Consider the following 23059-nt stretch of genomic DNA (forward strand, 5'->3'; position numbering starts at 1 on the left):
CTCGAAATACTTATCATAATCTAACTTAAGTCATGAAGTCACTGTTTTAATAGCAAAATAGCCAACTCACCTTTGCCCAAAAGCCCGTCACATCAAGCGAATCACGATTTTCTCAGATACGAACAAACTTGCCAACCACGGTAAAATTCGTTAATATTTAAGATAGATGATTTTGAGAAAGGAACCGCGTAACGTGCTTGTTACGCGATCAATACGATGTCAAAAAATGAACAGCAATACCTTGATTTAGCACAAAAAATATTAGCTGAAGGTAACCTCAAAGGCGACCGTACCGGAACGGGGACGCACTCCCTCTTTGGTACGCAAATGCGCTTTGACTTACAAGAAGGCTTCCCCCTTCTCACAACCAAGAAAGTTTTCTTTGGGTTAATCAAATCCGAGCTACTCTGGTTTTTGCGCGGTGATAACAACATTCGTTTCCTACTACAACATAACAACCATATTTGGGACGAATGGGCCTTTAAAAATTGGGTAGAATCAAACGATTACACCGGCCCTGATATGACCAACTTTGGTCATCGCGCAGAAACTGACCCTGAATTTGCAGCCGTCTATCAAACGCAAAAAGCGATTTTTGTCGACAAGATTTTAAACGACGATGCGTTCATGGAAAAATTTGGTTACGTAGGTGACGTCTATGGCAAGCTCTGGCGTGGTTGGGAAACGAGCAGTGTGACAGCTGGTGCCGAGACCGTTGATCAAGTTGCGCGTTTAGTTGAAGAGATTAAAACAACGCCTGACTCTCGTCGCCTTATTTTGACAGCCTGGAATGCTGATACAACACCGCAAGCCCCCTTGCCTTCATGCCACGTCTTAAGTCAATTCTATGTCGCTGATGGCAAATTAAGCCTTCAGTTGTATCAACGTTCGGGTGATTTCTTCTTGGGTGTGCCGTTCAACATTGCGTCATATTCACTTTTGCTGCATATGATGGCCGCACAAACCGGTTATGAAGTGGGTGACTTTGTTCATACGATTGGTGACACACACATTTATAATAACCACGTAGATCAAATCACAGAACAACTCTCACGTCCGATGCACCCGCTACCAAAGTTATGGTTAAATCCGGATGTTAAATCTATTTTTGATTACACCATGGATGACATTAAGGTGCTTGATTATGAAAGTGAAGCTCCAATTAAGGCACCGGTCGCTGTTTAAGGCGTTATCGACCAACTGAAAGGACCTCATCATGAAAATTAGACCGTTGGAAAAAAGGGATTTACCTTATATTTATCAACAGGAAAACTCCCGAAAAGTCATGGCGCTGTGGTTTCAAGAAGCTTATACATCATTTGAAGAACTGCAACTGCTCTATGAACGCCATATCCTAGATCAGACTGAGCGTCGGTTTGTTGTGGAAGATGACGACCAATTTATCGGCGTCGTCGAGTTAATGTATATCGACATGTTACATCGACATACAGAAATTCAAATTATTATTCACCCCGACCATCAAGGCCTTGGCTTTGCGCAAGCAGCTATTCGTGCGGGCGTTGAATATGCTTTCCAAGTGTTGAACATGCACAAGGTCTATCTGTACGTTGATGTAGATAATGCCGCAGCCATCCACATCTACAAGAAGGTTGGTTTCAAAGAAGAAGGTATTTTACGCGAACACTTCTTTGCCGAAGGTCAATATCATGACAGTATGATGATGGGCATTTTAGCAACAGAATTTACCACTAATTAATAAAAAGACTGAACACTGTATTGGTGTTCAGTCTTTTTTTGTCAATCTTTACGGTAGCCTATCCCAATAAAAAAACTTGTTTCTCAGGAAACAAGTTTGAGATTCAGAACTTCTCGGCGAACTGAATAATCGCAAACGATGAAAGCGTTTACAATACTATTATATCAATTTTTAATAAATGGTCAACCCGCTAAATACGATTCGTTTAGCCTTGGGCATCAATCATTTGTGACCCTAATTCAAAGTTATGTGAGTAGTCAACTGGGATGTCCACCACTACTGGGCCTTCAGATGTAAAGGCTTCATCAAGTACCGCATTCAATTCATCTGGTGTGTTGACACGTAGCCCCTTGGCACCAAAACTTTCAGCATACTTTACCAAGTCGATGTTACCAAAATCAACACCGGCTGAGCGACCGTCATACTTCATTTCTTCTTGGAACTTGACCATGTCATAGTGGGCGTTGTCATTCCACACAATATGCACGGTGTTCAACTTCAAACGAACAGCAGTTTCTAATTCCATTGATGAGAAGAAGAAACCACCATCACCAGAAACCGACACTGCCTTGGCATTTGGACGCAACATCGCTGCTGTCATTGCCCATGGCAAACCAACACCAAGCGTTTGCATGCCATTTGAAATCAAGAAGTGACGGGCAACGTATGACTTGAAGTGACGCGCCATCCAGATGTAGTGTGAGCCAATATCAGTTGCCACAGTCATATCATCCGTCACATGCGCTTGAATCGCTTTGATGATGTTTAATGGGTGGTTCAAATGACCTTGCGCTGGCGTGTAAGTTGGTTCGTCTGACGCGCGCAAATCCGCCTTCAATGTCTTCAAAACGGCTTGACTATCCACAGGTAATTCATAACCACCCACACGTTCTGTTAATAAGTCTAAGCTTTGACCCAAGTCACCCACAAGTTGACGCTTTGGCACAAAGTTATTGTCGATTTGGACTGGTGTTGTATCCAACGCCACAATGTTTAAATCATTTTCTTTATTCCAGTTACGTGGTTCGTATTCAATCGCATCATAACCAACCGTGATGACCAAGTCAGATTGCTTCAACAACTTGTCCCCTGTTTGGTTACGGAAGAAGCCAATACGGCCAAAGAATGTTTCTGGTTCCAATTCACGAGAAATAACGCCTGAACCTTGGAATGTTTCTACGACTGGCAATGTCGTTTGCTTCAACAACTTGTGCAAAGCGGCAACCGTATCATCGTCAGAACCACGCGCGCCAACCAACAAAACTGGTAACTTAGCTTGCTTGATTTGTTCAGCTAACCAATCCAAATCAGCTAAGGCTGCTGCCCCTTGCTTGGCATAAGGCATTGGTGGCAAAGCTTCAACTGACACGGGTGCATCATCCACATCTTGTGGCAATGAAACAAAGGCTGCCCCTTTTTTAGCGCCATTAGCAGCCGCAAAAGCGTTCGCGATAATTTCTGAAATGTTATTGGGATCTTGAATTTCTGAACTATAATTCGTAATTGGGGCAAACAGTGCCACTGAATTCGTTGATTGGTGCGTCAAACGATACAAGTCTTTACGTGGTACTTGACCACCAATCGCAACTACAGGGTCACTTTCAGCACTTGCTGTCATCAAACCACTCACCAAGTTACCCACACCAGGACCTGATGTGACAATCGTGACACCTGGCTTACCGGTAATACGCGCAAAAGCTTGTGCCATAAAGACCGCATTTTGTTCGTGACGTGTCACAATTAATTTTGGCACTTTTTGACCAGGGGCTGGATGTTCCAACGTCGTAAAGAGACGATCAATCTTGGCACCGGGAATCCCGAAAACCAAATCAATCCCATGGTTCGTCAAGCTATCTGCAACAATATCTGCACCGTACTTTTGATCTGACATTTGATATCAAGGGTAGTTAACGCGCTGACCGACACTTAAGCAAGACAAGCCGGTCATTAACTACCCATTCCTCCATTTTTTTCAATAAGCCTATCATAGCACTTTTTAGCTGGTTATGGTCAAAAAAACTTTGTGAAATTCATCGCTATATCAGTGTTCTTTCCTTCACAAACTCATAATTAGACCAAATAAAAAAGTTATCCGAATTGGATAACTTTTACGTTTAATCACTAAATTCAAAGACAAAGTCTGAGTTATTGATGCGGACATCATCCCCATCTTTGGCCCCAGCAGCACGTAAGGCATCATCGACACCCATGTGACGCAATTGGCGACCAAAACGCATAATCGTGGCATCACGCTGAATGTTGGTCATCAAGAACAACTTTTCAACTTCAGCACCACCGACAACCCATTGCTCAGAATCTTCATCCCATTCAATTGTAAAGTCATGCTTTTCTGGCTTAAATTCATACGTCTTTTCAGTCGGTGTGGCTTCAACGACTGGCCGATAACTTTCTGGGGCTGGTGCAGTCGCCAAAGTATCGGCCGTGACACGCATCAACTCCTGGACGCCATCACGCGTCAAAGCTGAGATTGGCATAATCTTTGGTTGGGTTGGTAAGCCTGAATCAGCAGCTACTTGTTCCCGGAATTTTACCAAATTGTCGGCTGAATCCGGCATATCCATTTTAGTTGGCACAATAATGTGTGGTCGTGCCAAAATGGTTTCATCATATTGTTGTAATTCGTCAAGAATCTTACGGTATTGCGTATACGGATCCGTGCCTTCAATCCCTGACATGTCAACCAAGTGCAAGATGACCTTCGTCCGTTCAACGTGACGTAAGAATTGGAAACCTAACCCAACACCTTGAGCTGCACCTTCAATCAATCCTGGTAAGTCCGCCATGACAAAGTCACGTTCATCTGGCAAACGAACCATCCCAATGTTGGGGGCTAACGTCGTAAAGTGATATGCGGCCACTTTTGGCTTCGCATTTGACACCACAGAAAGCAACGTTGACTTACCCGCTGATGGGAAACCAACTAGCCCAACATCTGCCAAAACTCTTAATTCGAGCTTCAAATTCCGAATTTCACCTGGTTCACCGTTTTCTGATAATTCCGGTGCGGGGTTGGCTGGGGTGGCAAAATGAATATTCCCACGGCCACCACGACCACCCTTGGCAACAACCAGTTCTTGTCCGTTTTCAAGCATATCGCCCAAAACTTCACCTGTATCGGCGTCTTTCACGATTGTGCCTTGTGGTACTTTAATATAGCGATCATCGGATGACGCACCTGTCATCCCCTTTGTGCCACCATTACCACCTGGTTGTGCTTTAAAATGTCGGTTATAACGGAAGTCCATCAGCGTACGTAACCCTTCATCGACTTTCAAAATGATTGAGCCACCATGCCCACCATCACCACCAAAAGGCCCGCCCATTGCGACGAACTTTTCGTGACGGAAAGACACAATACCGTCTCCCCCTTTACCGGCTTTTACTTCAATTTCTGCTTGATCTACGAATGCCATAGTTTGATTGCGCGCAACTTGTTGCCTCACGCACGATCTTCCAGCTGCAAAAGCCTGATTCGTGCGTGTCGCTGCGCCCCCCTTCTCCTTGTCTGCTTACCGAGGTAAGCTTGCGATATTTTAATACTCTAGTTTACCATAAAAAACAACTTCATGCGACTATTATGCCGTGACTCAAGCGCCCGACTGCAAACTGAGGTTAATGACTCGTGCCAATTTTTCATTAATACCAATAGCCTGTAGGTCGGCGATTGAAGCCGCGGCAATTTTTGGTAGCGACCCAAATTCACGCAAAAGTTTTTGTCGGGTCTTAGGCCCGACACCATCAATCCTATCAAGCCGCGATGCCAACGTGTTTTTACTGCGTAACTGTCGATGGAAACTGACGGCAAAACGGTGCACCTCTTCTTGTACCCGCTGAATTAAGAAGAATCCTTCTGATTGTTTGTCAAAGGTCACAATTTCACCAGTGTGCCCATCAATGAGATCAGCAGTCTTGTGCTTATCATTTTTCACCATGGCCGCAATTGGAACGTGCGTGAGACCCAATTCATCCACCAGTACTTCTTTAGCGGCATTGAGCTGAATCTCGCCCCCATCCATTAAAATCAAATCAGGCATCTCGCCACCTTCCTTTAACAAACGGGAATACCGCCGACGAATGACTTCTTGCGTTTCCGCCCACTCATCCGCATGATCAACAGACTTAATTTTATACTTTCGGTAGAGGTCCTTATTTGGCACGCCATCTTCAAACACCACCATCGCACTCACAATTTCAACCCCTTGGGTATGTGAGTGGTCAAAAGCTTCAATCCGATGGCCCATGGGAATATGCAAGGCATCAGTAATCTCGCGCATGGCACCCGTGGTTTTCTTTTCATTAAGTTGCATCAAGCGGAATTTTTCTTCTAGCGCAATGCGGGCATTTTTTTGCGCTAAATCTAGCAAATCACGCTTTTCACCCCGCACCGGGATCCGAACGGGGACGCCCAATGCTTCAGCAAGTGCCGTAATATCAATACCTTTTGGTACTAGTATCTCATTGGGCTTTTGAATGTTACGTTGGGCATAAAATTGTTGAATAAAGTTCATCACTTCTTCATCAGCTGAGCCAACCACGGAAAACGTTTGTTTAAATTGACGGATAAGCCGTGCCTGTCTGAGGAAAAAGACCTCAACGGTCATCCAACCTTTATCAAGATAGTAGTTGAACAGATCGCGTGGCGTGGTATCCTTAGACAAAACCCGCTGACTTTCAACCGTTTCGTCAATATATTTCAATTGATCGCGTAAGTCAGCTGCTTGTTCAAAAGCTAACGCCTCTGCTGCGGCTGTCATTTTCTCAGCAATGGCCTTTTTAACGGCAGCCGTATCCCCATCCAAAAAACGCTTAATCTGGTCAACTTGGGCTGCGTATTCTGCCTCTGGTACTTCATGCCAACAAGCGCCCAAACATTGCCCCATATTATAATACAGGCAAGGTCGGCCCTGAAAGCCGTTACAGCGGCGCAAGGGATAGTTTTTTTCCAAAAAGCGCAACGTTTCTTGAGCTGCAAACACGTTAGGATAGGGGCCAAAATAAAACCCACCGTCTTTTTTAACTTCGTTAACCATGGCCATTTTGGGATCACGTTCTTTAGTAATTTTAATGTACGGATAGCCCGTGCCATATTTCAATCGAATGTTGTAGTACGGCTTGTATTTCTTGATTAACTCATTTTCCAACAAAAAAGCTTCTTTGTCAGAATTCGTCACGATATAATCAAAATCCACAATATTTTGGACCAATTCAGCGGTCTTACCTGTATGATCTTGCTTAAAGTAAGACCGGACGCGGTTTTTAAGGTTTTTGGCCTTCCCCACGTAGATAATTTTGCCGCTCTGGTCTTTCATTTGATATGACCCAGGTTCTGCTGGCAGTAACGCGAGTTTTTGTTCAATGTGTTGTGATGGATTTGCTAACATAGTTTTATTATACCAAGCCACGCAAGCATTTTGGTCGAAAATAAAAACACGCGTTCGCGTGTTTCTCATTTTAATTATGCTTCATGTTGTAAGGCTGCACCAATAAAGTCATGGTACAAACCTTCTGGACGATCCGGACGTGAGAGGAATTCTGGATGGTACTGTGCTGCAACGAAGAAATCATTCTTTGGATATTCAATCACTTCCATCAAACGATTGTCTGGTGATGTTGCCGCAAAGACCATACCAGCCTTTTCAAATTCGTCACGGAACTTTGTGTTAAATTCATAACGGTGACGGTGACGTTGTTCAACTTCTTCAACATCGCCATAAGCCTTGGCTGTTAATGTGCCTTGCTTTAACATCGCTGGGTAAAGACCCAAACGCAATGTGCCACCAAGATTTTCCACGTTTTCTTGATCCTTCATCAAATCAATAATTGGTGCTTGCGTTTCTGGATTAAGTTCGGTTGAGTTCGCATCTTCATAGCCTAGAACGTGACGTGCAAATTCAACGGAAGCCAACTGCATCCCCAAGCAAACCCCCAAGAACGGCGTGTTTGTTTCACGAGCAAAGCGAATCGCTTGAATTTTACCTTCAGTCCCACGGGCACCAAAGCCACCAGGTACCATCACGCCATCGGCATCAGCTAACAATTCTTGCACGTTTTCAGCTGTCACAGTTTCTGACTTAATGTGGTTAATGTTCACTTCAGCATCTTGGGCGTAACCCGCATGCTTTAAGGCTTCATTAACTGAAATATACGCATCTGGCAAATCCGTATACTTACCAACTAAGGCAATGTTGACTGTTTTCTTTGGGTGCTTGATGTGATCAACCATCGCTGTCCAAGCTGTCATGTCAGCCTTTGGCGCGTCAATCTTCAACTTTTCCAAAACGACGTCATCCATGCCTTGTGCTTGCAAGTTCATTGGAATGTCATACAATGATTCCACGTCACGTGATTCAATCACGGCATTCGCATTAACATCCGTAAAGGTTGAAATCTTTTGCTTCAAGCTATCTTCTAGTGGTTCAGAAGTACGCAAGACGATCATATCAGGTTGAATACCCAATGACCGCAACTGCGCCACAGAATGTTGCGTTGGCTTAGTTTTGGCTTCACCAGCTGCTGTTAAGTAAACAATCAAGCTCGTGTGAATGTAAAAGACGTTATCGTTACCAAGATCTGACTTCATTTGACGCAAAGCTTCGATAAATGGCAAACTTTCAATATCACCAACTGTGCCACCAACTTCAACAATCACCACATCAGCGTCTGTTGATTCCGCAGCTTTTTTCATCTTATCTTTAATGGCATCGGTAATGTGCGGAATGACTTGCACTGTCCCACCATTATAGTCACCGCGACGTTCCTTAGCCAATACTTCTGAGTAAATACGGCCTGTCGTCACGTTTGAATACATGTTCGTGTTAATATCCATGAAACGTTCATAGTGACCCATGTCCAAATCAGTTTCAAGACCATCACCCGTCACAAAGGTTTCACCGTGTTGGTAAGGTGACATTGTCCCTGGATCAATGTTGATGTATGGGTCCAACTTTTGAATCGCTAATTTCAACCCACGATTCTTCAATAAGCGGCCAAGTGATGCCGCGACAATACCCTTCCCCAAAGATGACACAACACCACCTGTGACGAAAATGTACTTTACTTGTTTATCTGCCATGATGCCTCCTCATGATATAGCGCTAGGCGCTTGCAACGATTCAGGGGGTAAAAATAAAATAGAAAAGCCCCCAAGTTGAACTTGGGAGCTTTTAACGTCTGTCCCAATAAATGGGAGCCCTAATATATAATACAGAGTTCGGTTATATTTGTCAAACATTAACCTACTTTTTTAAAACATATTTGCTTATGCTTTAACACGCTTGAAAACCGTGATGGTTTCCACGTGCGTGGTTTGTGGGAATTGATCCAATGGTTGGACTGGGCCATCAATCTCAAACCCTTCAGCTAAAATTTGGACGGCATCACGCGCCAAAGTCGCTGGATTGCAGCTAATATAGACAAATGTTTCCGGTGCCATAGCGGCTCCGGCGGAAATCAGTTCCGCTGTTAATCCTTTACGTGGTGGATCTACAAAGACAACATTAGGCTTCAAGCCCTCAGCTGCCCAAGCCACCATTTGTTCTGGGGCATCAGCCGTGACAAAAGTCACATTGTCAATTTGGTTGTTGCGCGCATTCTGTTCCGCATCGGCCACTGCATTTTCAACGACTTCAACACCATAGACATGCTTTACCTTGTCAGCAATTGACAACGTGATGGTTCCAATACCAGAATAGGCATCAACGGCAATATCCGTTGGTTTCAAACCAGCTTTTTCAGCTGCCAACGTGTATAACGTGGCAGTTGTTTGTGGGTTCACTTGATAAAATGAGTTCGGTCCAATGACAAAGTCTTTGCCCATCAATTGGTCGTGGATATCATCAGCGCCCCAAATGGTTTCATTCCATTGTCCCATAATCACATTGGTATCATCATGGTTAATGTTGTGGATAAAGCTCTTTAATTCAGGAAGTTTTGCCTGCAAACGTGTCGCAATTTCATCAGCTTGTGGCAAACGCTTGGTGTTGGTCACAATCACGACCATTAATTCGTGTGAATAGTATCCGCGGCGTGCCATAATATGGCGCACAACACCTTTTTTAGTTGTTTCGTCATAGGCTGATAAGCCAAGATCACGTAAGATATCCCGCGTTACCGTCACCGCTTCGTCGACCTTTGGATCTTGAATGTAAAAGTCTTCCACAGGGACTAAGTTGTGTGACCCACGACGATAAAAACCAGTTTCCAAGCGGCCATTGATTTCTTGCACAGGCACTTGGGCCTTGTTACGATACTTGGTCGGATCAGCCATCCCAATGGTTGGGCTGACATCAACGTCAATATTGACTTTTTTAAATAATTGTTCAACTTGACGTTGCTTGAATTCAAGTTGTGCGTCATATTTCAAATTTGCCAACGGGGCAATTCCCGTTGTAATCGCAATTTGATTGGCATTTTGCACGCGATTTGGTGACTCTTGCAGACGCTTGATCACACGACCAAAGGCAAAATTCTTTTGCACTTTCGTGATACCCAGACGCACAATTTCTCCTGGAATCGCATCGACAACAAAGATGGGAAAGTTATCAATTTTAACCACACCCATGCCTTGATAAGTAATGTCAACAACTTCCCCTTCAACTTCTTGGTTCTTGGTTACAGGGGCTTTTTGGGGGTAAACCCGATTGGCTTTTGCCATAGCATTTCGCTCACTTTCTTGTTGCGCCTTTTGATACGCACTTTAATGTCACATTATTTAACGTCGAGTTTTTCGACGTCCGCCATAAACTGTTGCTTTGTTTTGTCGGAAATAGTGGCCGCTTCTGGCATGCCAGAACGGTTGGCCACAAACTCAATGTGTTGTTGCAGATCTGTGAATAACATCGGCGCATCCCCGCCATATTCACCATCCAGGTTAACCTTCAATTGATCATCGTCTAATGGCGTGATTTCAACTTTATTGGTCTTTTTATAGATCATTTGGGGATTATCCACATGCTTGCCACCATTTAACATTTGGGCAACCATTTGCAAAATTTGGCCCAAGTTAGATTCTTTAATAATCAATAACGTGAACTTACCGTCGTCTAACTTCGCATCCGGTACAATCGACTCAAACCCACCAACAGAATTGGTTAGGGCTAAGAAAATCATTGAAATCTTACCAGAATATTCACCGTCATCATAGGTCACGCGGGCATTAACCGGCTTAATTCGGGTAATGAGCTCTGTCCCTTTTACCAAATAGGCTAAGTAACCATACAATGACTTCATCAATGATGGAACCGCGTAAGTCACTTCACTAATTGTGCCCAAAGCGGCAATATTCATGAAATATTTGGTCTGACCAGCTTGATCAATTTCCCCAATATCCATCTTAATGGTTTCATGCTGCAAAATCACTTTCGCAGCTTCCAAAGGTTCGTCACGTGGTAACTTCAACGCACGGGCGTAATCATTGGTTGTTCCCGCTGGAATCACCGCCATCATCGGCCGCTTTTCTAAAGGCGCCAAACCATTGACCACTTCATTAATCGTCCCATCGCCACCGGCCGCAACAATTAAATCAAACCCCGCCTCAGCCGCACGCTTAGCTTCTTTGGCTGCTGACATAGGTTCTGGCGTTGTGGCAAAGGCTGACGTTTCATACCCTGCTGATTCATAAACTTGCAAAATATCCAACATTTCACGTTTGATAGCCTCACGCCCAGATGTTGGGTTGTAGATAATTCTTGCTCTCATGTTCGCTTGTGCGTAAGTGTTAGGAACACGTTACTTGACACGTTGCCGTGCTCACACAATCCTTTCTTAAAAACTTATGTACACAGGCAAAAGCCTGTTATGACTGACGACCATCATCGTCAGTTAACTATTAGAAATTAACGCTTGGCTAACTCTTCCAATAATAGTTTATTCATGACAGTTGGATTTGCTTGCCCCTTAGACATCTTCATCAGTTGCCCAATCAAGAAGCCTGTTGCGCGGTCTTTACCACCCTTAAAGTCTTCAATTGACTGTGGGTTAGCATCCAACACAGTTGTAATCCATTCCAATAGGACAGCTGGATCACTAATTTGAACCAAACCATGCTTCTTGGCAAATGCTTCTGGTTCTTCACCAACCATAATCGCTTCAAACACTTGCTTAGCTTGCTTTGTTGAAATGGTCCCATCTTCAATCAAGCGAATCATACCGGCCAAATGTTCTGGGGTTAATTGCGCTTCTGACAATTCGACTTGATGCTTGTTCATGTAAGCATTCACATCACCAATTAAGTAGTTCGCCGCACGCTTAGCGTCAGCGCCTGCTGCTACTGTCGCATCATAGAAATTGGCCATCGCCAACGTTTGCGTCAACACTTCAGCATCATAAGGTTCAATACCCAAGTTTGTCACATAATCATGTTGCCGTTCAGCCGCAGATTTTGGCAATTCAGCTGCTACTTTTTCAATCCAAGCTTGGTCAATCACCACTGGTGCCAAATCAGGTTCTGGGAAGTAACGGTAATCGTCGGCCCCTTCCTTGACACGCATCAAGATTGTTGACTTAGTTGGTTCGTTATAACGTCGGGTTTCTTGTTGAATCACACCACCAGCTCGCAACACTTCTGCTTGACGCTTTTCTTCAAAGTACAAAGCGTTACGCACGTAGTTGAATGAATTGATGTTCTTCATTTCGACTTTAGTCCCATAAGTATCAGAACCATATGGCCGCAATGAAATGTTGACATCGGCACGCATCTGTCCTTCTTGCATCTTGGCTTCAGAGATACCCGTAAACAAAATTGTTTGGCGGAGTTGTTCCAAATAGGCATACGCTTCTTCAGGTGATGCAATGTCTGCTTCTGACACAATTTCAATCAAAGGTGTACCTTGACGATTCAAATCGACATAAGAATAGCCATCCGTACCGTGAGTATTTTTACCAGCATCTTCTTCGACGTGTAGTTCCTTGATACGAACACGCTTAACACTGCCGTCTTCAAGTTTCACATCCAAGTAACCATTCGTGCCCAAAGGTGTCTGTGATTGGGTTGTCTGATAGGCCTTTGGATTATCCGGATAAAAGTAATTCTTACGATCCCAACGAATAAATGGTGAAATCGTCGCATGGAGTGCCAAAGCCGCCCGCATCCCAAATTCTAATGCCCCTTTGTTGGCCACTGGCAAAACACCTGGATAACCAAAGTCAATCACGTTGGTGTTTTCATTGGGTTCATCACCATAGTGCACTGGTGATGGTGACATCAGCTTTGAGTTTGTCTGCATTTCAACGTGGACTTCAAGACCAATCGTTGTTTCAAAATTTCCTGTTCCCATAATTGTCATCCGTTCATCTGCTCTGCTAATCAGGTGAACGTTATTCCTCCCGCTTAGCTTAGTATGTCCTTTGCAATTGCTGGCTTTTGTTCAAACAAACGACTCGCTTGTTCAAAGGCATAACCAGTCTGGTAAACTGTTGCTTCATCAAATGGTCGGCCAATAATTTGCAAGCCAACCGGTAGGCCATCAACAAAACCAGCATTGACAGACATTCCAGGTAGCCCAGCCAAGTTCACTGGAATAGTCAAGACATCCGCCAAATACATCGCTGTTGGATCATCCACTTCTTCGCCCAAACCATAAGCGACCGTTGGTGCCGTTGGCCCAACAATCACATCGTAATCGGCAAAGACCTTGTTAAAGTCTTCAATTAACAATGTCCGAATTTTCGCTGCCTTCTTAAAGAACGCATCATACGCACCAGCTGACAGTGAGAATGTTCCAAGCATGATTCGACGCTTGACTTCATCCCCGAAGCCTTCTGAACGTGTCTTAATGTAAAGTTCTTCCAAGTTTTTCACGTCATCAGCACGGAAGCCGTAACGCACACCATCATAACGTTGCAAGTTAGATGAGGCTTCAGAAGACATGATGATATAGTAAGCCGCAACACCATACTTTGTATGTGGCAAGCTGACTTCATCCACTGTTGCACCGAGTGCCTCAAGTTGGGCAATCGCTGCTTTAACAGTGCTAGCAACCTTTGGATCAATCCCGTCACCAAAGTATTCCTTTGGTACGGCAATTTTCAAGCCCTTGACATCACCCGTTAATTGCGCTGTGAAATCCGGCACTTCACGTTCTGATGACGTTGAGTCCTTCGCATCAAAACCAGAGATGGCATTTAAGACCAACGCATTATCTTTCACAGTACGTGTAAATGGTCCGATTTGGTCAAGTGATGACGCCATGGCAAACAAGCCCCAACGTGATACACGACCATAAGTTGGCTTTAAGCCAACAATCCCGTTAAACGCCGCTGGTTGGCGGATTGATCCACCAGTATCTGATCCCAAAGCAAATGGTACCAAACCAGCCGCAACCGCAGCTGCTGAACCACCAGATGAACCACCTGGCACTTTCGTTTGATCCCATGCATTAGTTGTTGTCTTATAGTATGACGTTTCTGTTGAGCCACCCATGGCAAATTCGTCCATGTTGGTCTTACCAACTGAGACCGCCCCAACAGTCTTTAACTTATCCACAACGGTTGCATTATAGACTGGCTTGAAACCTTCTAAGATATGTGACGCACCGGTCGTTTGAATGCCTTCCGTTGCCAAGTTATCCTTCAATGCAAATGGGATACCAGCTAATGTTTGCGTGAAATCTTGTTTGTCATCCTCTACTTGCGCTTGAGCTAACGCTGCTTCCGGATTTGTCATGATAAAGGCTTCAAGTTTGTCATCAACTTTGGCGATATTATCCAAAGCCCCTTGTACCAATTCGACCGCTGTCACGTCTTGCTTAACCAATTTGTCATGTAACGTGGTTAAGTCATTATCAAAAAAGTTAAAAGTCATGATTATTCTCCTTCGCCATCCAAAATTGCGGGCACCTTAATCAAACCGGCTGCAGATTCTGGTGCATTATCTAACAAGGCTTGCTTTTGATGCCAATTATCAGCCACATCTTGGCGCAAATGATTGACATTTTCTGTCACTGAATAAGTTGGTTCAACATCTGTTGTATCTACTTCTCCGAGTGTGTCAAAAATATTTAAGATATCTCCCAATTGTGTTGTAAATTGTTCTAATTCAGCATCATCAAATGCTAATTTAGCCAAATTAGCCACGTGAGCAACTTCTTCTTTTGAAATCGTTGTTTCAGACATTTACTTACTCCTTTAAACATGCGTCATGCTTTGCATACGCTGCACAATCAACACTTCATATATACTTATTTATTCTACCATAACTCACGCTTTCCCTACGCTTGCATTTTAATAATATAGGCGTATAATTAAATTTGTTGTATAAACAACATGACCAATCACTTTGTTTAACGTCTCACCGTCGTTTTACACAGTTATTGGCGACATTTTAGAAAGGTGGATATGATTATGGCCCTTACACAAGAACGTAAGAACGAAATCATCAAAGAATATGCTCGTCACGAAGGCGATACAGGTTCAGCTGAAGTACAAATCGCAGTTTTGACTGCTGATATTAACGAGTTGAATGCACACATGGCAGCTCACAAGCATGATTTCCACTCACAACGTGGTTTGATGAAGAAGATCGGTCGCCGTCGTAACTTACTACGTTACCTCCGCAACACTGATATTCAACGTTATCGTGAATTGATCCAACGCTTAGGTTTGCGTCGTTAATCTTTTTAGATTACATGAAAACCTCGTATCAAATTTAAGGAGAAAAGACATATGCCTGTTATTGAATCAGCAATTCAACGTGTTCGTCTTACGAAAAAGCAACACGATCGTAACGAACCACAAATCAGTGCTTACCGTACAGCTGTTAAGCGTTTTGAAAAAGCTGCTGCTGCCGGTCAAGACAATTTGGCAGAATTATACAAGACTGCTTCTTCTGCAATTGACCACGCCTACTCAAAGGGTTTGATCAAGAAGAACAAGGCTTCACGTGAAAAGTCACGTTTGGCAAAGTACGTCAAGTAATCAATCAAAAAACACCTTGGAAAATTTCCAAGGTGTTTTTTTTATGCTGTTTTTAAGATAAATCGTTCAAATAACATTTCCGGATCTTGTGTGGTTGATTTTAATTTAATTTCAATCGCCACCATGCCCAGATAACCAGCGCGTAATGCCGGCAACGCATATTTTTTGAGCATGCCTTTAGCCAGTTTGACACGATAAGGATGCACACCTAGAGCCTTACCAATATCTTGATCTGTCCCCGTCATCCCCGCAATCTGTAATAACAATCTAAATTGTCCTGTCAAGACAGCATTAATCCGCAGCGCTGGCTCACCATTCTGCAATAAGGCACGATAAATTGTCAACGCCTGTTTAACACGTTGTGTCATCACAGCATCAACTAAATCAAACACCGTCGCTGTTAATGTTTTGGGCACCAGTGCTGAGACGGCTTCTAAAGAAATGTGCTTATGCTGGGTGGCATAAGCGACCAACTTAGGTAGCTCATTTTGCATTGCTGAATACTGGGCATTCGTCCGAACTAAAAGTTCCTGCATCGCGTCCGCATCAATTTGATAAGCACGCTGTTGTAATTGTTGGGTGATCGCTTGCCGGGCTTGCTGTTCATTCAAAGCAGGCACATCAACCGTTTCTGCGGCTTGTAAAATGGCTTTGGTCACTTTTTTGCGTTTATCTATTTTTAAATCATTGATCAAAAAGACCACAATATTTTCAGTCACCGGCTGTGCTAATAGCTGTAGTAAACTTTTTTGGTCGTGATCTGAAATTTTCCCTTTGGCCGTTAAAAATTCCGGATTTTGAACAATAATCACCCGTCGATTACCGAAAAACGGCATCGACATTGCGTCATTAAGCAGCTCATCTACACCCTGAACAGCCAAATCAAATTGACTATAATTCATCTCGACATCTTCTGGCTGAATGAGCGCTTTAAACGCACTATGGGCACGTTGACTTAATGCCGGTTCGTCACCGATGACAACATAAAAATTGGCTAAGGCATCATTTTGTATTTGTTGTTGTAATTGTTGCAGATTCATTTGGAAATTTAACCTCGAAACGCCCTTTTTCTCCGACATAACTGTATCTAATCATACCATTTGTTTGCGTGTTATAAATCGTTAGCCCGTTTTCTTGAATGGTTTTTAATGTTTCTAAATGCGGGTGATGATAACGATTTTCTCGACCAGCAGAAATCAAGGCAATTTTCGGTTGCCAATGGCTAATAGCCACTGGATTAGTCGCTGTTTTTGAGCCATGATGGCCTAACTTTAGCATATCAACCCGCATATCGGGATATCGTGCGACAAGTTCGGCCTCGCCAGCTTGACCAAGATCACCAGCCGTCAAAATATTTTGACCACCAATCCGACTCCATATCGCAATACTATCGTCATTTTCAGCATGACCACTGTGAAATGGATGTAAAATTTGACCTGGAAAATGGGATAATGCTGTGCCAGCGGTAACTTCAACAACTTTAGCACGTCCTAGAAATGGTTGAATCTCTTGTTGAAAAGCAGTTTGTTGTGCCATACCAGCTGGTACGACCACGTATTTGACCACCATTTTTTGTAAGATCACTTTGGCGTAACCAATATGATCTAAATCATGATGGGTCAAGACCAAATAATCCACACGCCCAATACTTAAACTATGAAGATAGTTGACAATGACTGTTTCACCAGCTGATCGTTGCCCCGACGCTTGTTGCCACGGTTGTTGTTGCCTAAATTGTGGCGCACCGCCCGTATCAATTAATGTCACCACCCGATTACCAGGTGTCCGAAGTAACGCGGCATCCCCTTGCCCAATATCAAATGTTGTAAATTCACCACGCAGCGGATACTTCATACTCATGATGCCCATCACCAGTAAAATAGCCCACGCCCAGCGCATGACATAGGCTATTTTTTTATGGGTCACAAAACTCACAACAGCCAATATCAAGAGACAGATAATCAGCCACCACGGTAGTTTCCCAATAATGAGTTGTCCAGGTAACTGCGCTAAACCGTCTAACGTCCGTGCAAAAAACGCAATCACGCTGTTCATACACCTCACGACCTCAACTAAAGGTTGCCCTAACCAGCCAATCAAGACACACGGCACAATCACAAGACTAAAAAGCGGAATAGCGGCCCAATTAGCCAATGTTTGCAGGAGATGCCAGGTATATTGCTGTGGCGTGATTAACACAAAACTGACCATACTGAGCCATAAATTCGTTTGCCAAAAAGTTAACTGTCGGGTAAATAAGAGACAAAAGGTCAACGCAAAAGAAAGTTGCCCGCCTAAAGTCAATAAAATTGCCGGTTGGTAAAGGAGACTCCCAAGTAAACTCATCGACCAGACAACCGGTTGTGCTAAGGCGCGGTACCCAAATAAGCGACTCAGACTAAAAAATCCCGCAATCACGGCACGCACCAATATGCCTGGTGCGTCCGCAAAAACAAAGTACGCCAATAACACACCGGCTCCAAATACCGCTGTTAACTCTTGTGGACACCATAAACGACGCAACACGATCACTAATAGGGCCAAAAGATACGTCACTTGAAAGCCAGATACACTAAAGAGATGAATCAACCCCAATGTTTGTACACCCGGATTGCGCTCATAAAGCGTTCGTGATGCTGTGCCCATAATCAACGCCTGGGCATATTCACCTAATGGCTGGGGTAAGCATTGCGCCGAAGCAATCCCTTGCGCGTGCCAGCCGTGCAGTTGATCTGCCAACTTTTGCCAGATTGATTGGGCTGTGGACTGGGTTACAGTACACTGTGATAATGTGATTTGATGCGTAATGTGCTGCGTAGCATAAAAGTCTTGCGCATCAAATTGATTAAAATTGGTTGCGGGCAGCAAACGTTTCATCGAGCCTTGACCAGTCAGATGAACCGGTTGTCGAATAGTTAGCCAGCGCTGTTTTGCTTGCTCAGATTTGACCTGATAGAAAAAAATAACGGTTTCGCCACTGTCATCAAGTTGACATTGCCCACGTACCGTTGCCCCATTAACCGTTATGTCATCTGGTAAAATCCGACCAGAAACGTGTGTCATGGCTGACGTCTCTTTGTTGGCTTGCTGTCTTAACATCTGCGCATCCCACATGAAATAACACAAAAAAGGTAACCCAATACCGATAAATAACCCAAGGCGGTACACACTGACACGGCGCCAGAATATAAACATCGCTAACAGCCACAACGTCATTGTCACCGCACTCAAGCGATAAATACAGCCACTTATCGCTGCAATATTGAGACTAACAATCAGAAAATCGCGGTTTTTCATCAGACGGTTAAGCTGTCCTTTAACGTTTCAAACCGTTTTTCCCCAATTCCAGAAACTGCTTTTAAGTCTGAAATTTGTTTAAAACCACCATTTGCTTCACGATAGGCAATAATTTGTTCAGCTTTCTTTTCACCAATACCTTCTAACGTTTGAAGTTCAGCCACCGTGGCCGTATTTAAATTAACCTTATCTTTTTGCGCTTGCGATGCTGATGGCGCTTGTTCACTTAAATGCTCCCCTTTTGTTGGAATATAAACCATTTGACCATCGGTTAATTTTTGTGCCAGATTGATCGTTAATATTTCTGCTTGATCAGTCAAACCACCAGCTTTAGCTACTGCCGCTTGTAGTCGTGGTTGTTGACTGACATCATAAACACCTGGCTGTTTTACCGCACCTTTAATATCAATTAATACTTTGGTTTCAGTATGTTCAGCACGGTTACCTTGTTTTTGGTCAACTTGTTTCTGATCAGCCGCATGGTTTGATACATGACTTGGCATTGCCTTACTTGCTGAGTCATGGCCAATTGGCAACCGACTGGCAAAAAACAACAGTAGGCTACCCACAATGATCAAGATAAGCAGTAACCAGCGTTTTCCACGACTTAAAATAACCTTCACTTGTTCAAATTGTTCTAACATACCACGCCCCCCCCCTGATACATCATACGATGTATCATTTGAGAGCACTAAAAAACACCTAACCGAAGTTAGGTGTTAGTTTGGCATGTAAGATTCGCTCTTACGGGCGACTATTGGTGGTGACACCAATAGCAAAGTCGCGTCACCTCAGTGCAAGCACTGTTAGTCATGGTGAGAAAATGGGGTTCCACAACCACCATTAACACCTGCATCTATCCGAGATTTATGATTTAACACAGCAGGCCGCCTTCGGCGCTAATTTTTCAAGCGCTTCGACTCATCGCATATAATTATCATACCAGAGTATCAACATAATGTCAACACTTTTTTCAAAAAAATTGAAAATTTTCAACACAAATAACCTGTTATAATACCCTTATGATTAAATTGACGAAACTTGAAAAACACATCATTATGACACAAGCAAACCCAACACATCACAGCTTGTCAGATATTTTAGTCCCCGACTTTGCTGGCGATACCAAACACGCACTGGCCCAATATGTGATTGATACCTACGATTTAGGGCATTTTGATGGTGTCAAAAATACGAGTGCGCCACATATGCTAGATTTCACTTGCCGATCAGAAAACCAGCAATTAATACGAATTACCGGTCGCATTACTTACCAGGCTTAGTCCTCAGTAATTTCTGCAGCGGCCACAGCTTGCTGATCAACAATCACTTGCAGTTGTGCCGTAAACCATTGGGCAATTTTACTTTTCACACTATCTGGATCATCTTGATAAGCTGTCACCGAACTCGCCAAAGCAATTTTTAACTGTGACTGGCTCACCAGCGGATTTTCCACAATCATATAAAGATTCACATCGTTATCTGGTTTCTCTGGCCAGATTAATTTTTTGAGCTGATTCGTATAACGTTGCGGCAAGTTAATGACATTCGTTTCTAACGTTAAGGTTGTGCCACCCGCTGCAATACCACCATTGATTGTGAGGGCTAAATGGATAAAGTTCGGATCAGCAATATGCGTATCGAGCGCCTCAAATAGCGCATCTAAGGCAATATCGTCCTGATCTGGCTGTGCCACGACCAAAGTGAAAGCTTGTGATGCGGTAATATTTTCTAATGCCCGTTCACCGGTGATTTCCATATTTTTGCTCCCAGAATTTTAATACTCATATTTTAACATAAAAAACGTCCTGGCTTGTGTCACCACAATTCTCCAGGACGTTTTTGTGTGATCACCGCTCACTTATGTGGCATGCGATCCCAGAAATCGGCTTTATTGACTTGGCGCGCCCGGGCAATGCCCATAGCATGGGTCGGTACATCCGCCGTAATCGTTGAGCCAGCAGCCGTGATGGCTTCATCAGCAATTGTCACAGGTGCCACCAACTTCGTATTTGACCCAATAAAGGCACGATCACCAACTGTGGTGTTAAACTTATTCACCCCATCATAATTCACAAAAATGGTACCAGCACCAATGTTAACTGATTCGCCAACATCGGCATTCCCGATATAAGTGAGGTGACCTGCCTTAGTGTTGGCCGCTAGTTTGGCTTGTTTAACTTCCACGAAGTTACCAACGTGAACCGCATCACCTAGTTCAGCCTTTGGTCGTAGGTGAGCATAAGGTCCGATTGTCGTACGATCTGCCAAAACGGCCGACTCAATATGTGACGCTGTAATCACGTTGTCGTCGCCAATTTGACTATCTTCAATCCGTGAACCTTGGGTAATCACATTATTGTGACCAATCGTTGTGTGCCCTAAGATCGTCACACCACCTTCAACAATTGTATCTGCCCCGATGGTCACGTCAGCATCAATATAAGTGTTAGCAGGATCAATTAACTCGACACCCGCCACCATTAAGCGATGATTAATCCGTTCATGCATCACCCGATTGGCAACAGCTAAGGCCACACGATCATTAACACCCAGTGATTCTGTGAAATCATGCAACGTGTGTGCACCGATTTGGTGACCAGATTGGCGCAAAATATCTAACGTATCCGGCAAGTAATATTCACCTTGCGCGTTGTTATTTTTCACTTGTGATAACGCTTCAAACAGCAACTGATTATCAAACACATAAACACCCGTATTAATTTCTTGAATACGACGTTCTGTAACACTAGCGTCCTTTTGCTCAACAATCTTTAAAACCGTGTCGTCATCTGCACGTACAATACGCCCATAGCCAGTCGGATCATCAGCAATGGCGGTAAGCACGGTCACAGCATTTTTAGAGTTTTGGTGTGTTTGAACAAATTCAGCCAACGTTTCTGGTCGAAACATTGGTGTATCACCTGACATAATCAAGGTCACGCCATGGTTATCACCAAGCTTTGCTTGCGCTTGCTGTACCGCATGTCCTGTCCCAAGTTGTTCTGTTTGTAGGACAAAATCACTGCGATCACCAACATGTGCCTGGACACTCTCTGCACCCACACCAATTACTGTAATCGGCTTACTTTGCGTTAACGGTGCCACTGCATCTAAGACCCAGTCAATCATCGTCTTCCCAGCTACCCGATGCAATACTTTCGGTGTGGTTGACCGCATCCGTGAGCCGTGACCGGCTGCCAAAACTAATACATTTACGTCATCATTCATGAAAAATTAAGCCTCGTGTTTATATATTTCTTCTAAATAGTTACCAGCAGTCACCAAAATTGGTGCCCCATTCTTCAGGTTCGTATCCACATGCAACAATGAGGTGAAGCGATCCAACAACCGTGTGGCTGAACGCCCTTCAGCAAAGACCGCTGTTCCAACGACAGTCCCGTCAAACTCGCTGACCAACGTCTGCATTCCTTGAATCGTGCCGCCTGCCTTCATGAAGTCATCCACAATCAGCACCCGTGAACCCGTCCGTAATGAACGTCGTGACAATTCCATCTTTTCGACACGCTTAGATGAGCCTGTCAAATAGTTAACTGACACAGTTGGCCCTTCGGTTACTTTCGCATCATCACGCACAATCACAAACGGTACATTGAGTTGTTCAGCGACCGCCTGAGCTAACGGCACCCCTTTAGTGGCAGCAGTCATGACAGCATCAATATTTTCGCGTAGGTATTGCGTTGCAATTAAACGACCGGCTTGTCTTAAGATATCTGGCCGACCCAACAAATCAGACAAATAGACATAGCCACCTGGTAAAACACGCGTTTCATCATCAACATCTTGCCGAATTTGTTCAATAAATTCCTTGGCTTCCTCTTCCGTCATATAAGGGACAAAGCGTGCCCCACCAGCTGCACCAGGAACAGTTTCTAATAAGCCAGTGCCCCGTTCTTGGAACGTCCGCTTGATAATTGAAAGATCCTCAGAAATGGAAGATTTTGCTGAATCATAACGTTTGGCAAAATAAGACAAAGAAATCAATGTCCGTGGGCGTTCAAGCATGTAACGTGCCATGTCAACCAGTCGATCAGAGCGGCGTGTTTTCATAATATATCGTTGTGCTAAAACAAACTTAGCACATATTCTCCT

At 43.9% G+C, this 23059-nt stretch carries 20 protein-coding genes; 5 read left to right on the plus strand and 15 right to left on the minus strand.

What is annotated here, in order from left to right; genetic code table 11:
• Positions 1-216 precede the first annotated feature (216 nt).
• Together ACW12G_RS00455 and ACW12G_RS00460 are read left to right on the plus strand one after the other, a co-directional pair.
• Positions 217-1185, plus strand: coding sequence for a thymidylate synthase (locus ACW12G_RS00455; protein WP_455647035.1), 969 nt, complete (start codon positions 217-219; stop codon positions 1183-1185).
• 31 nt (positions 1186-1216) lie between these two features.
• Entirely contained in the window at positions 1217-1717 is a 501-nt protein-coding gene (locus tag ACW12G_RS00460) for a GNAT family N-acetyltransferase (RefSeq protein ID WP_029509617.1), read from the plus strand.
• A gap of 205 nt (positions 1718-1922) precedes the next feature.
• On the opposite strand, the gene alsS is transcribed toward ACW12G_RS00460, so the two are convergent.
• The 9 genes from alsS to gatC all read right to left on the minus strand — a co-directional run bounded on the left by alsS (position 1923) and on the right by gatC (position 14848).
• Complete coding sequence (alsS, locus tag ACW12G_RS00465) at positions 1923-3608, minus strand: acetolactate synthase AlsS (RefSeq protein WP_455646749.1); 1686 nt, start codon at positions 3606-3608, stop codon at positions 1923-1925.
• Between the two features lie 223 nt (positions 3609-3831).
• Entirely contained in the window at positions 3832-5151 is a 1320-nt protein-coding gene (gene obgE / locus ACW12G_RS00470; protein WP_029509615.1) for a GTPase ObgE, read from the minus strand.
• Between the two features lie 174 nt (positions 5152-5325).
• Positions 5326-7119 (minus strand): excinuclease ABC subunit UvrC, encoded by a 1794-nt coding sequence (gene uvrC, locus ACW12G_RS00475; RefSeq protein WP_455647036.1) that lies wholly within the window; start codon positions 7117-7119, stop codon positions 5326-5328.
• Positions 7120-7193: 74 nt separating this feature from the next.
• Positions 7194-8810 carry a CTP synthase gene (locus tag ACW12G_RS00480; protein ID WP_010004318.1) on the minus strand — a complete coding sequence of 539 codons (1617 nt, stop codon included), beginning with the start codon at positions 8808-8810 and terminating at the stop codon, positions 7194-7196.
• 186 nt (positions 8811-8996) lie between these two features.
• Entirely contained in the window at positions 8997-10391 is a 1395-nt protein-coding gene (gene rlmD / locus ACW12G_RS00485) for a 23S rRNA (uracil(1939)-C(5))-methyltransferase RlmD (protein ID WP_455647037.1), read from the minus strand.
• A gap of 53 nt (positions 10392-10444) precedes the next feature.
• A complete protein-coding gene (locus ACW12G_RS00490; RefSeq protein WP_077282225.1) occupies positions 10445-11434 on the minus strand; it encodes a diacylglycerol kinase family lipid kinase in 990 nt (329 codons plus the stop codon).
• 137 nt (positions 11435-11571) lie between these two features.
• Positions 11572-13011 (minus strand): Asp-tRNA(Asn)/Glu-tRNA(Gln) amidotransferase subunit GatB, encoded by a 1440-nt coding sequence (gene gatB, locus ACW12G_RS00495; protein WP_455647045.1) that lies wholly within the window; start codon positions 13009-13011, stop codon positions 11572-11574.
• Between the two features lie 53 nt (positions 13012-13064).
• Positions 13065-14537: an Asp-tRNA(Asn)/Glu-tRNA(Gln) amidotransferase subunit GatA gene (gene gatA / locus ACW12G_RS00500; protein ID WP_029509610.1), complete on the minus strand. Its 1473-nt coding sequence runs from the start codon at positions 14535-14537 to the stop codon at positions 13065-13067.
• 2 nt (positions 14538-14539) lie between these two features.
• Complete coding sequence (gene gatC / locus ACW12G_RS00505) at positions 14540-14848, minus strand: Asp-tRNA(Asn)/Glu-tRNA(Gln) amidotransferase subunit GatC (protein WP_029509609.1); 309 nt, start codon at positions 14846-14848, stop codon at positions 14540-14542.
• A 228-nt stretch (positions 14849-15076) separates the two neighbouring features.
• On the opposite strand from gatC, the gene rpsO reads away from it, so the two are divergent.
• Positions 15077-15346 (plus strand): 30S ribosomal protein S15, encoded by a 270-nt coding sequence (rpsO, locus tag ACW12G_RS00510; RefSeq protein ID WP_010000131.1) that lies wholly within the window; start codon positions 15077-15079, stop codon positions 15344-15346.
• A gap of 51 nt (positions 15347-15397) precedes the next feature.
• Entirely contained in the window at positions 15398-15649 is a 252-nt protein-coding gene (rpsT, locus tag ACW12G_RS00515) for a 30S ribosomal protein S20 (protein WP_010000129.1), read from the plus strand.
• Positions 15650-15690: 41 nt separating this feature from the next.
• Here the strand turns inward: rpsT and holA are convergent, their stop codons facing one another.
• From holA to ACW12G_RS00530, 3 genes are read right to left on the minus strand one after another with little or no spacing between them, the layout of a single operon-like run.
• Positions 15691-16689: a DNA polymerase III subunit delta gene (holA, locus tag ACW12G_RS00520; RefSeq protein ID WP_029509608.1), complete on the minus strand. Its 999-nt coding sequence runs from the start codon at positions 16687-16689 to the stop codon at positions 15691-15693.
• The gene (locus tag ACW12G_RS00525) at positions 16652-18946 is read right to left on the minus strand and encodes a DNA internalization-related competence protein ComEC/Rec2 (protein WP_455647038.1); all 2295 of its coding nucleotides are present in this window, start codon (positions 18944-18946) and stop codon (positions 16652-16654) included. Before ACW12G_RS00525 ends, holA begins: the two co-directional genes overlap by 38 nt.
• Entirely contained in the window at positions 18946-19590 is a 645-nt protein-coding gene (locus ACW12G_RS00530) for a helix-hairpin-helix domain-containing protein (protein WP_455647039.1), read from the minus strand. The genes ACW12G_RS00525 and ACW12G_RS00530 overlap by 1 nt, the downstream gene beginning before the upstream one ends.
• 414 nt (positions 19591-20004) lie before the next feature.
• Here ACW12G_RS00530 and ACW12G_RS00535 point away from each other — a divergent pair, with 414 nt between their 5' ends.
• Complete coding sequence (locus tag ACW12G_RS00535) at positions 20005-20229, plus strand: hypothetical protein (RefSeq protein ID WP_308584213.1); 225 nt, start codon at positions 20005-20007, stop codon at positions 20227-20229.
• Here the strand turns inward: ACW12G_RS00535 and ACW12G_RS00540 are convergent.
• The 3 genes from ACW12G_RS00540 to purR form a co-directional block, all read right to left on the minus strand.
• On the minus strand, positions 20226-20705 hold the full coding sequence (locus ACW12G_RS00540) for a hypothetical protein (protein ID WP_455647040.1): 480 nt from the start codon (positions 20703-20705) through the stop codon (positions 20226-20228). The two genes, ACW12G_RS00535 and ACW12G_RS00540, sit on opposite strands and share 4 nt — an antisense overlap.
• 98 nt (positions 20706-20803) lie before the next feature.
• Positions 20804-22177: a bifunctional UDP-N-acetylglucosamine diphosphorylase/glucosamine-1-phosphate N-acetyltransferase GlmU gene (glmU, locus tag ACW12G_RS00545; RefSeq protein ID WP_455647041.1), complete on the minus strand. Its 1374-nt coding sequence runs from the start codon at positions 22175-22177 to the stop codon at positions 20804-20806.
• 6 nt (positions 22178-22183) lie between these two features.
• The gene (gene purR / locus ACW12G_RS00550) at positions 22184-23017 is read right to left on the minus strand and encodes a pur operon repressor (protein WP_029509603.1); all 834 of its coding nucleotides are present in this window, start codon (positions 23015-23017) and stop codon (positions 22184-22186) included.
• Between the last annotated feature and the right edge of the window lie 42 nt (positions 23018-23059).

It is taken from the genome of Leuconostoc sp., from assembly GCF_965300815.1.

Excerpts from the sequence above, each read along its gene's own strand:
- ACW12G_RS00455 (WP_455647035.1), top strand. The coding sequence starts at position 217 with ATGTCAAAAAATGAACAGCAATACCTTGATTTAGCACAAAAAATATTA.
- ACW12G_RS00460 (WP_029509617.1), top strand. The coding sequence starts at position 1,217 with ATGAAAATTAGACCGTTGGAAAAAAGGGATTTACCTTATATTTATCAA.
- alsS (WP_455646749.1), bottom strand. The coding sequence starts at position 3,608 with ATGTCAGATCAAAAGTACGGTGCAGATATTGTTGCAGATAGCTTGACG.
- obgE (WP_029509615.1), bottom strand. The coding sequence starts at position 5,151 with ATGGCATTCGTAGATCAAGCAGAAATTGAAGTAAAAGCCGGTAAAGGG.
- uvrC (WP_455647036.1), bottom strand. The coding sequence starts at position 7,119 with ATGTTAGCAAATCCATCACAACACATTGAACAAAAACTCGCGTTACTG.
- ACW12G_RS00480 (WP_010004318.1), bottom strand. The coding sequence starts at position 8,810 with ATGGCAGATAAACAAGTAAAGTACATTTTCGTCACAGGTGGTGTTGTG.
- rlmD (WP_455647037.1), bottom strand. The coding sequence starts at position 10,391 with ATGGCAAAAGCCAATCGGGTTTACCCCCAAAAAGCCCCTGTAACCAAG.
- ACW12G_RS00490 (WP_077282225.1), bottom strand. The coding sequence starts at position 11,434 with ATGAGAGCAAGAATTATCTACAACCCAACATCTGGGCGTGAGGCTATC.
- gatB (WP_455647045.1), bottom strand. The coding sequence starts at position 13,011 with ATGGGAACAGGAAATTTTGAAACAACGATTGGTCTTGAAGTCCACGTT.
- gatA (WP_029509610.1), bottom strand. The coding sequence starts at position 14,537 with ATGACTTTTAACTTTTTTGATAATGACTTAACCACGTTACATGACAAA.
- gatC (WP_029509609.1), bottom strand. The coding sequence starts at position 14,848 with ATGTCTGAAACAACGATTTCAAAAGAAGAAGTTGCTCACGTGGCTAAT.
- rpsO (WP_010000131.1), top strand. The coding sequence starts at position 15,077 with ATGGCCCTTACACAAGAACGTAAGAACGAAATCATCAAAGAATATGCT.
- rpsT (WP_010000129.1), top strand. The coding sequence starts at position 15,398 with ATGCCTGTTATTGAATCAGCAATTCAACGTGTTCGTCTTACGAAAAAG.
- holA (WP_029509608.1), bottom strand. The coding sequence starts at position 16,689 with ATGAATCTGCAACAATTACAACAACAAATACAAAATGATGCCTTAGCC.
- ACW12G_RS00525 (WP_455647038.1), bottom strand. The coding sequence starts at position 18,946 with ATGAAAAACCGCGATTTTCTGATTGTTAGTCTCAATATTGCAGCGATA.
- ACW12G_RS00530 (WP_455647039.1), bottom strand. The coding sequence starts at position 19,590 with ATGTTAGAACAATTTGAACAAGTGAAGGTTATTTTAAGTCGTGGAAAA.
- ACW12G_RS00535 (WP_308584213.1), top strand. The coding sequence starts at position 20,005 with ATGACACAAGCAAACCCAACACATCACAGCTTGTCAGATATTTTAGTC.
- ACW12G_RS00540 (WP_455647040.1), bottom strand. The coding sequence starts at position 20,705 with ATGGAAATCACCGGTGAACGGGCATTAGAAAATATTACCGCATCACAA.
- glmU (WP_455647041.1), bottom strand. The coding sequence starts at position 22,177 with ATGAATGATGACGTAAATGTATTAGTTTTGGCAGCCGGTCACGGCTCA.
- purR (WP_029509603.1), bottom strand. The coding sequence starts at position 23,017 with ATGAAAACACGCCGCTCTGATCGACTGGTTGACATGGCACGTTACATG.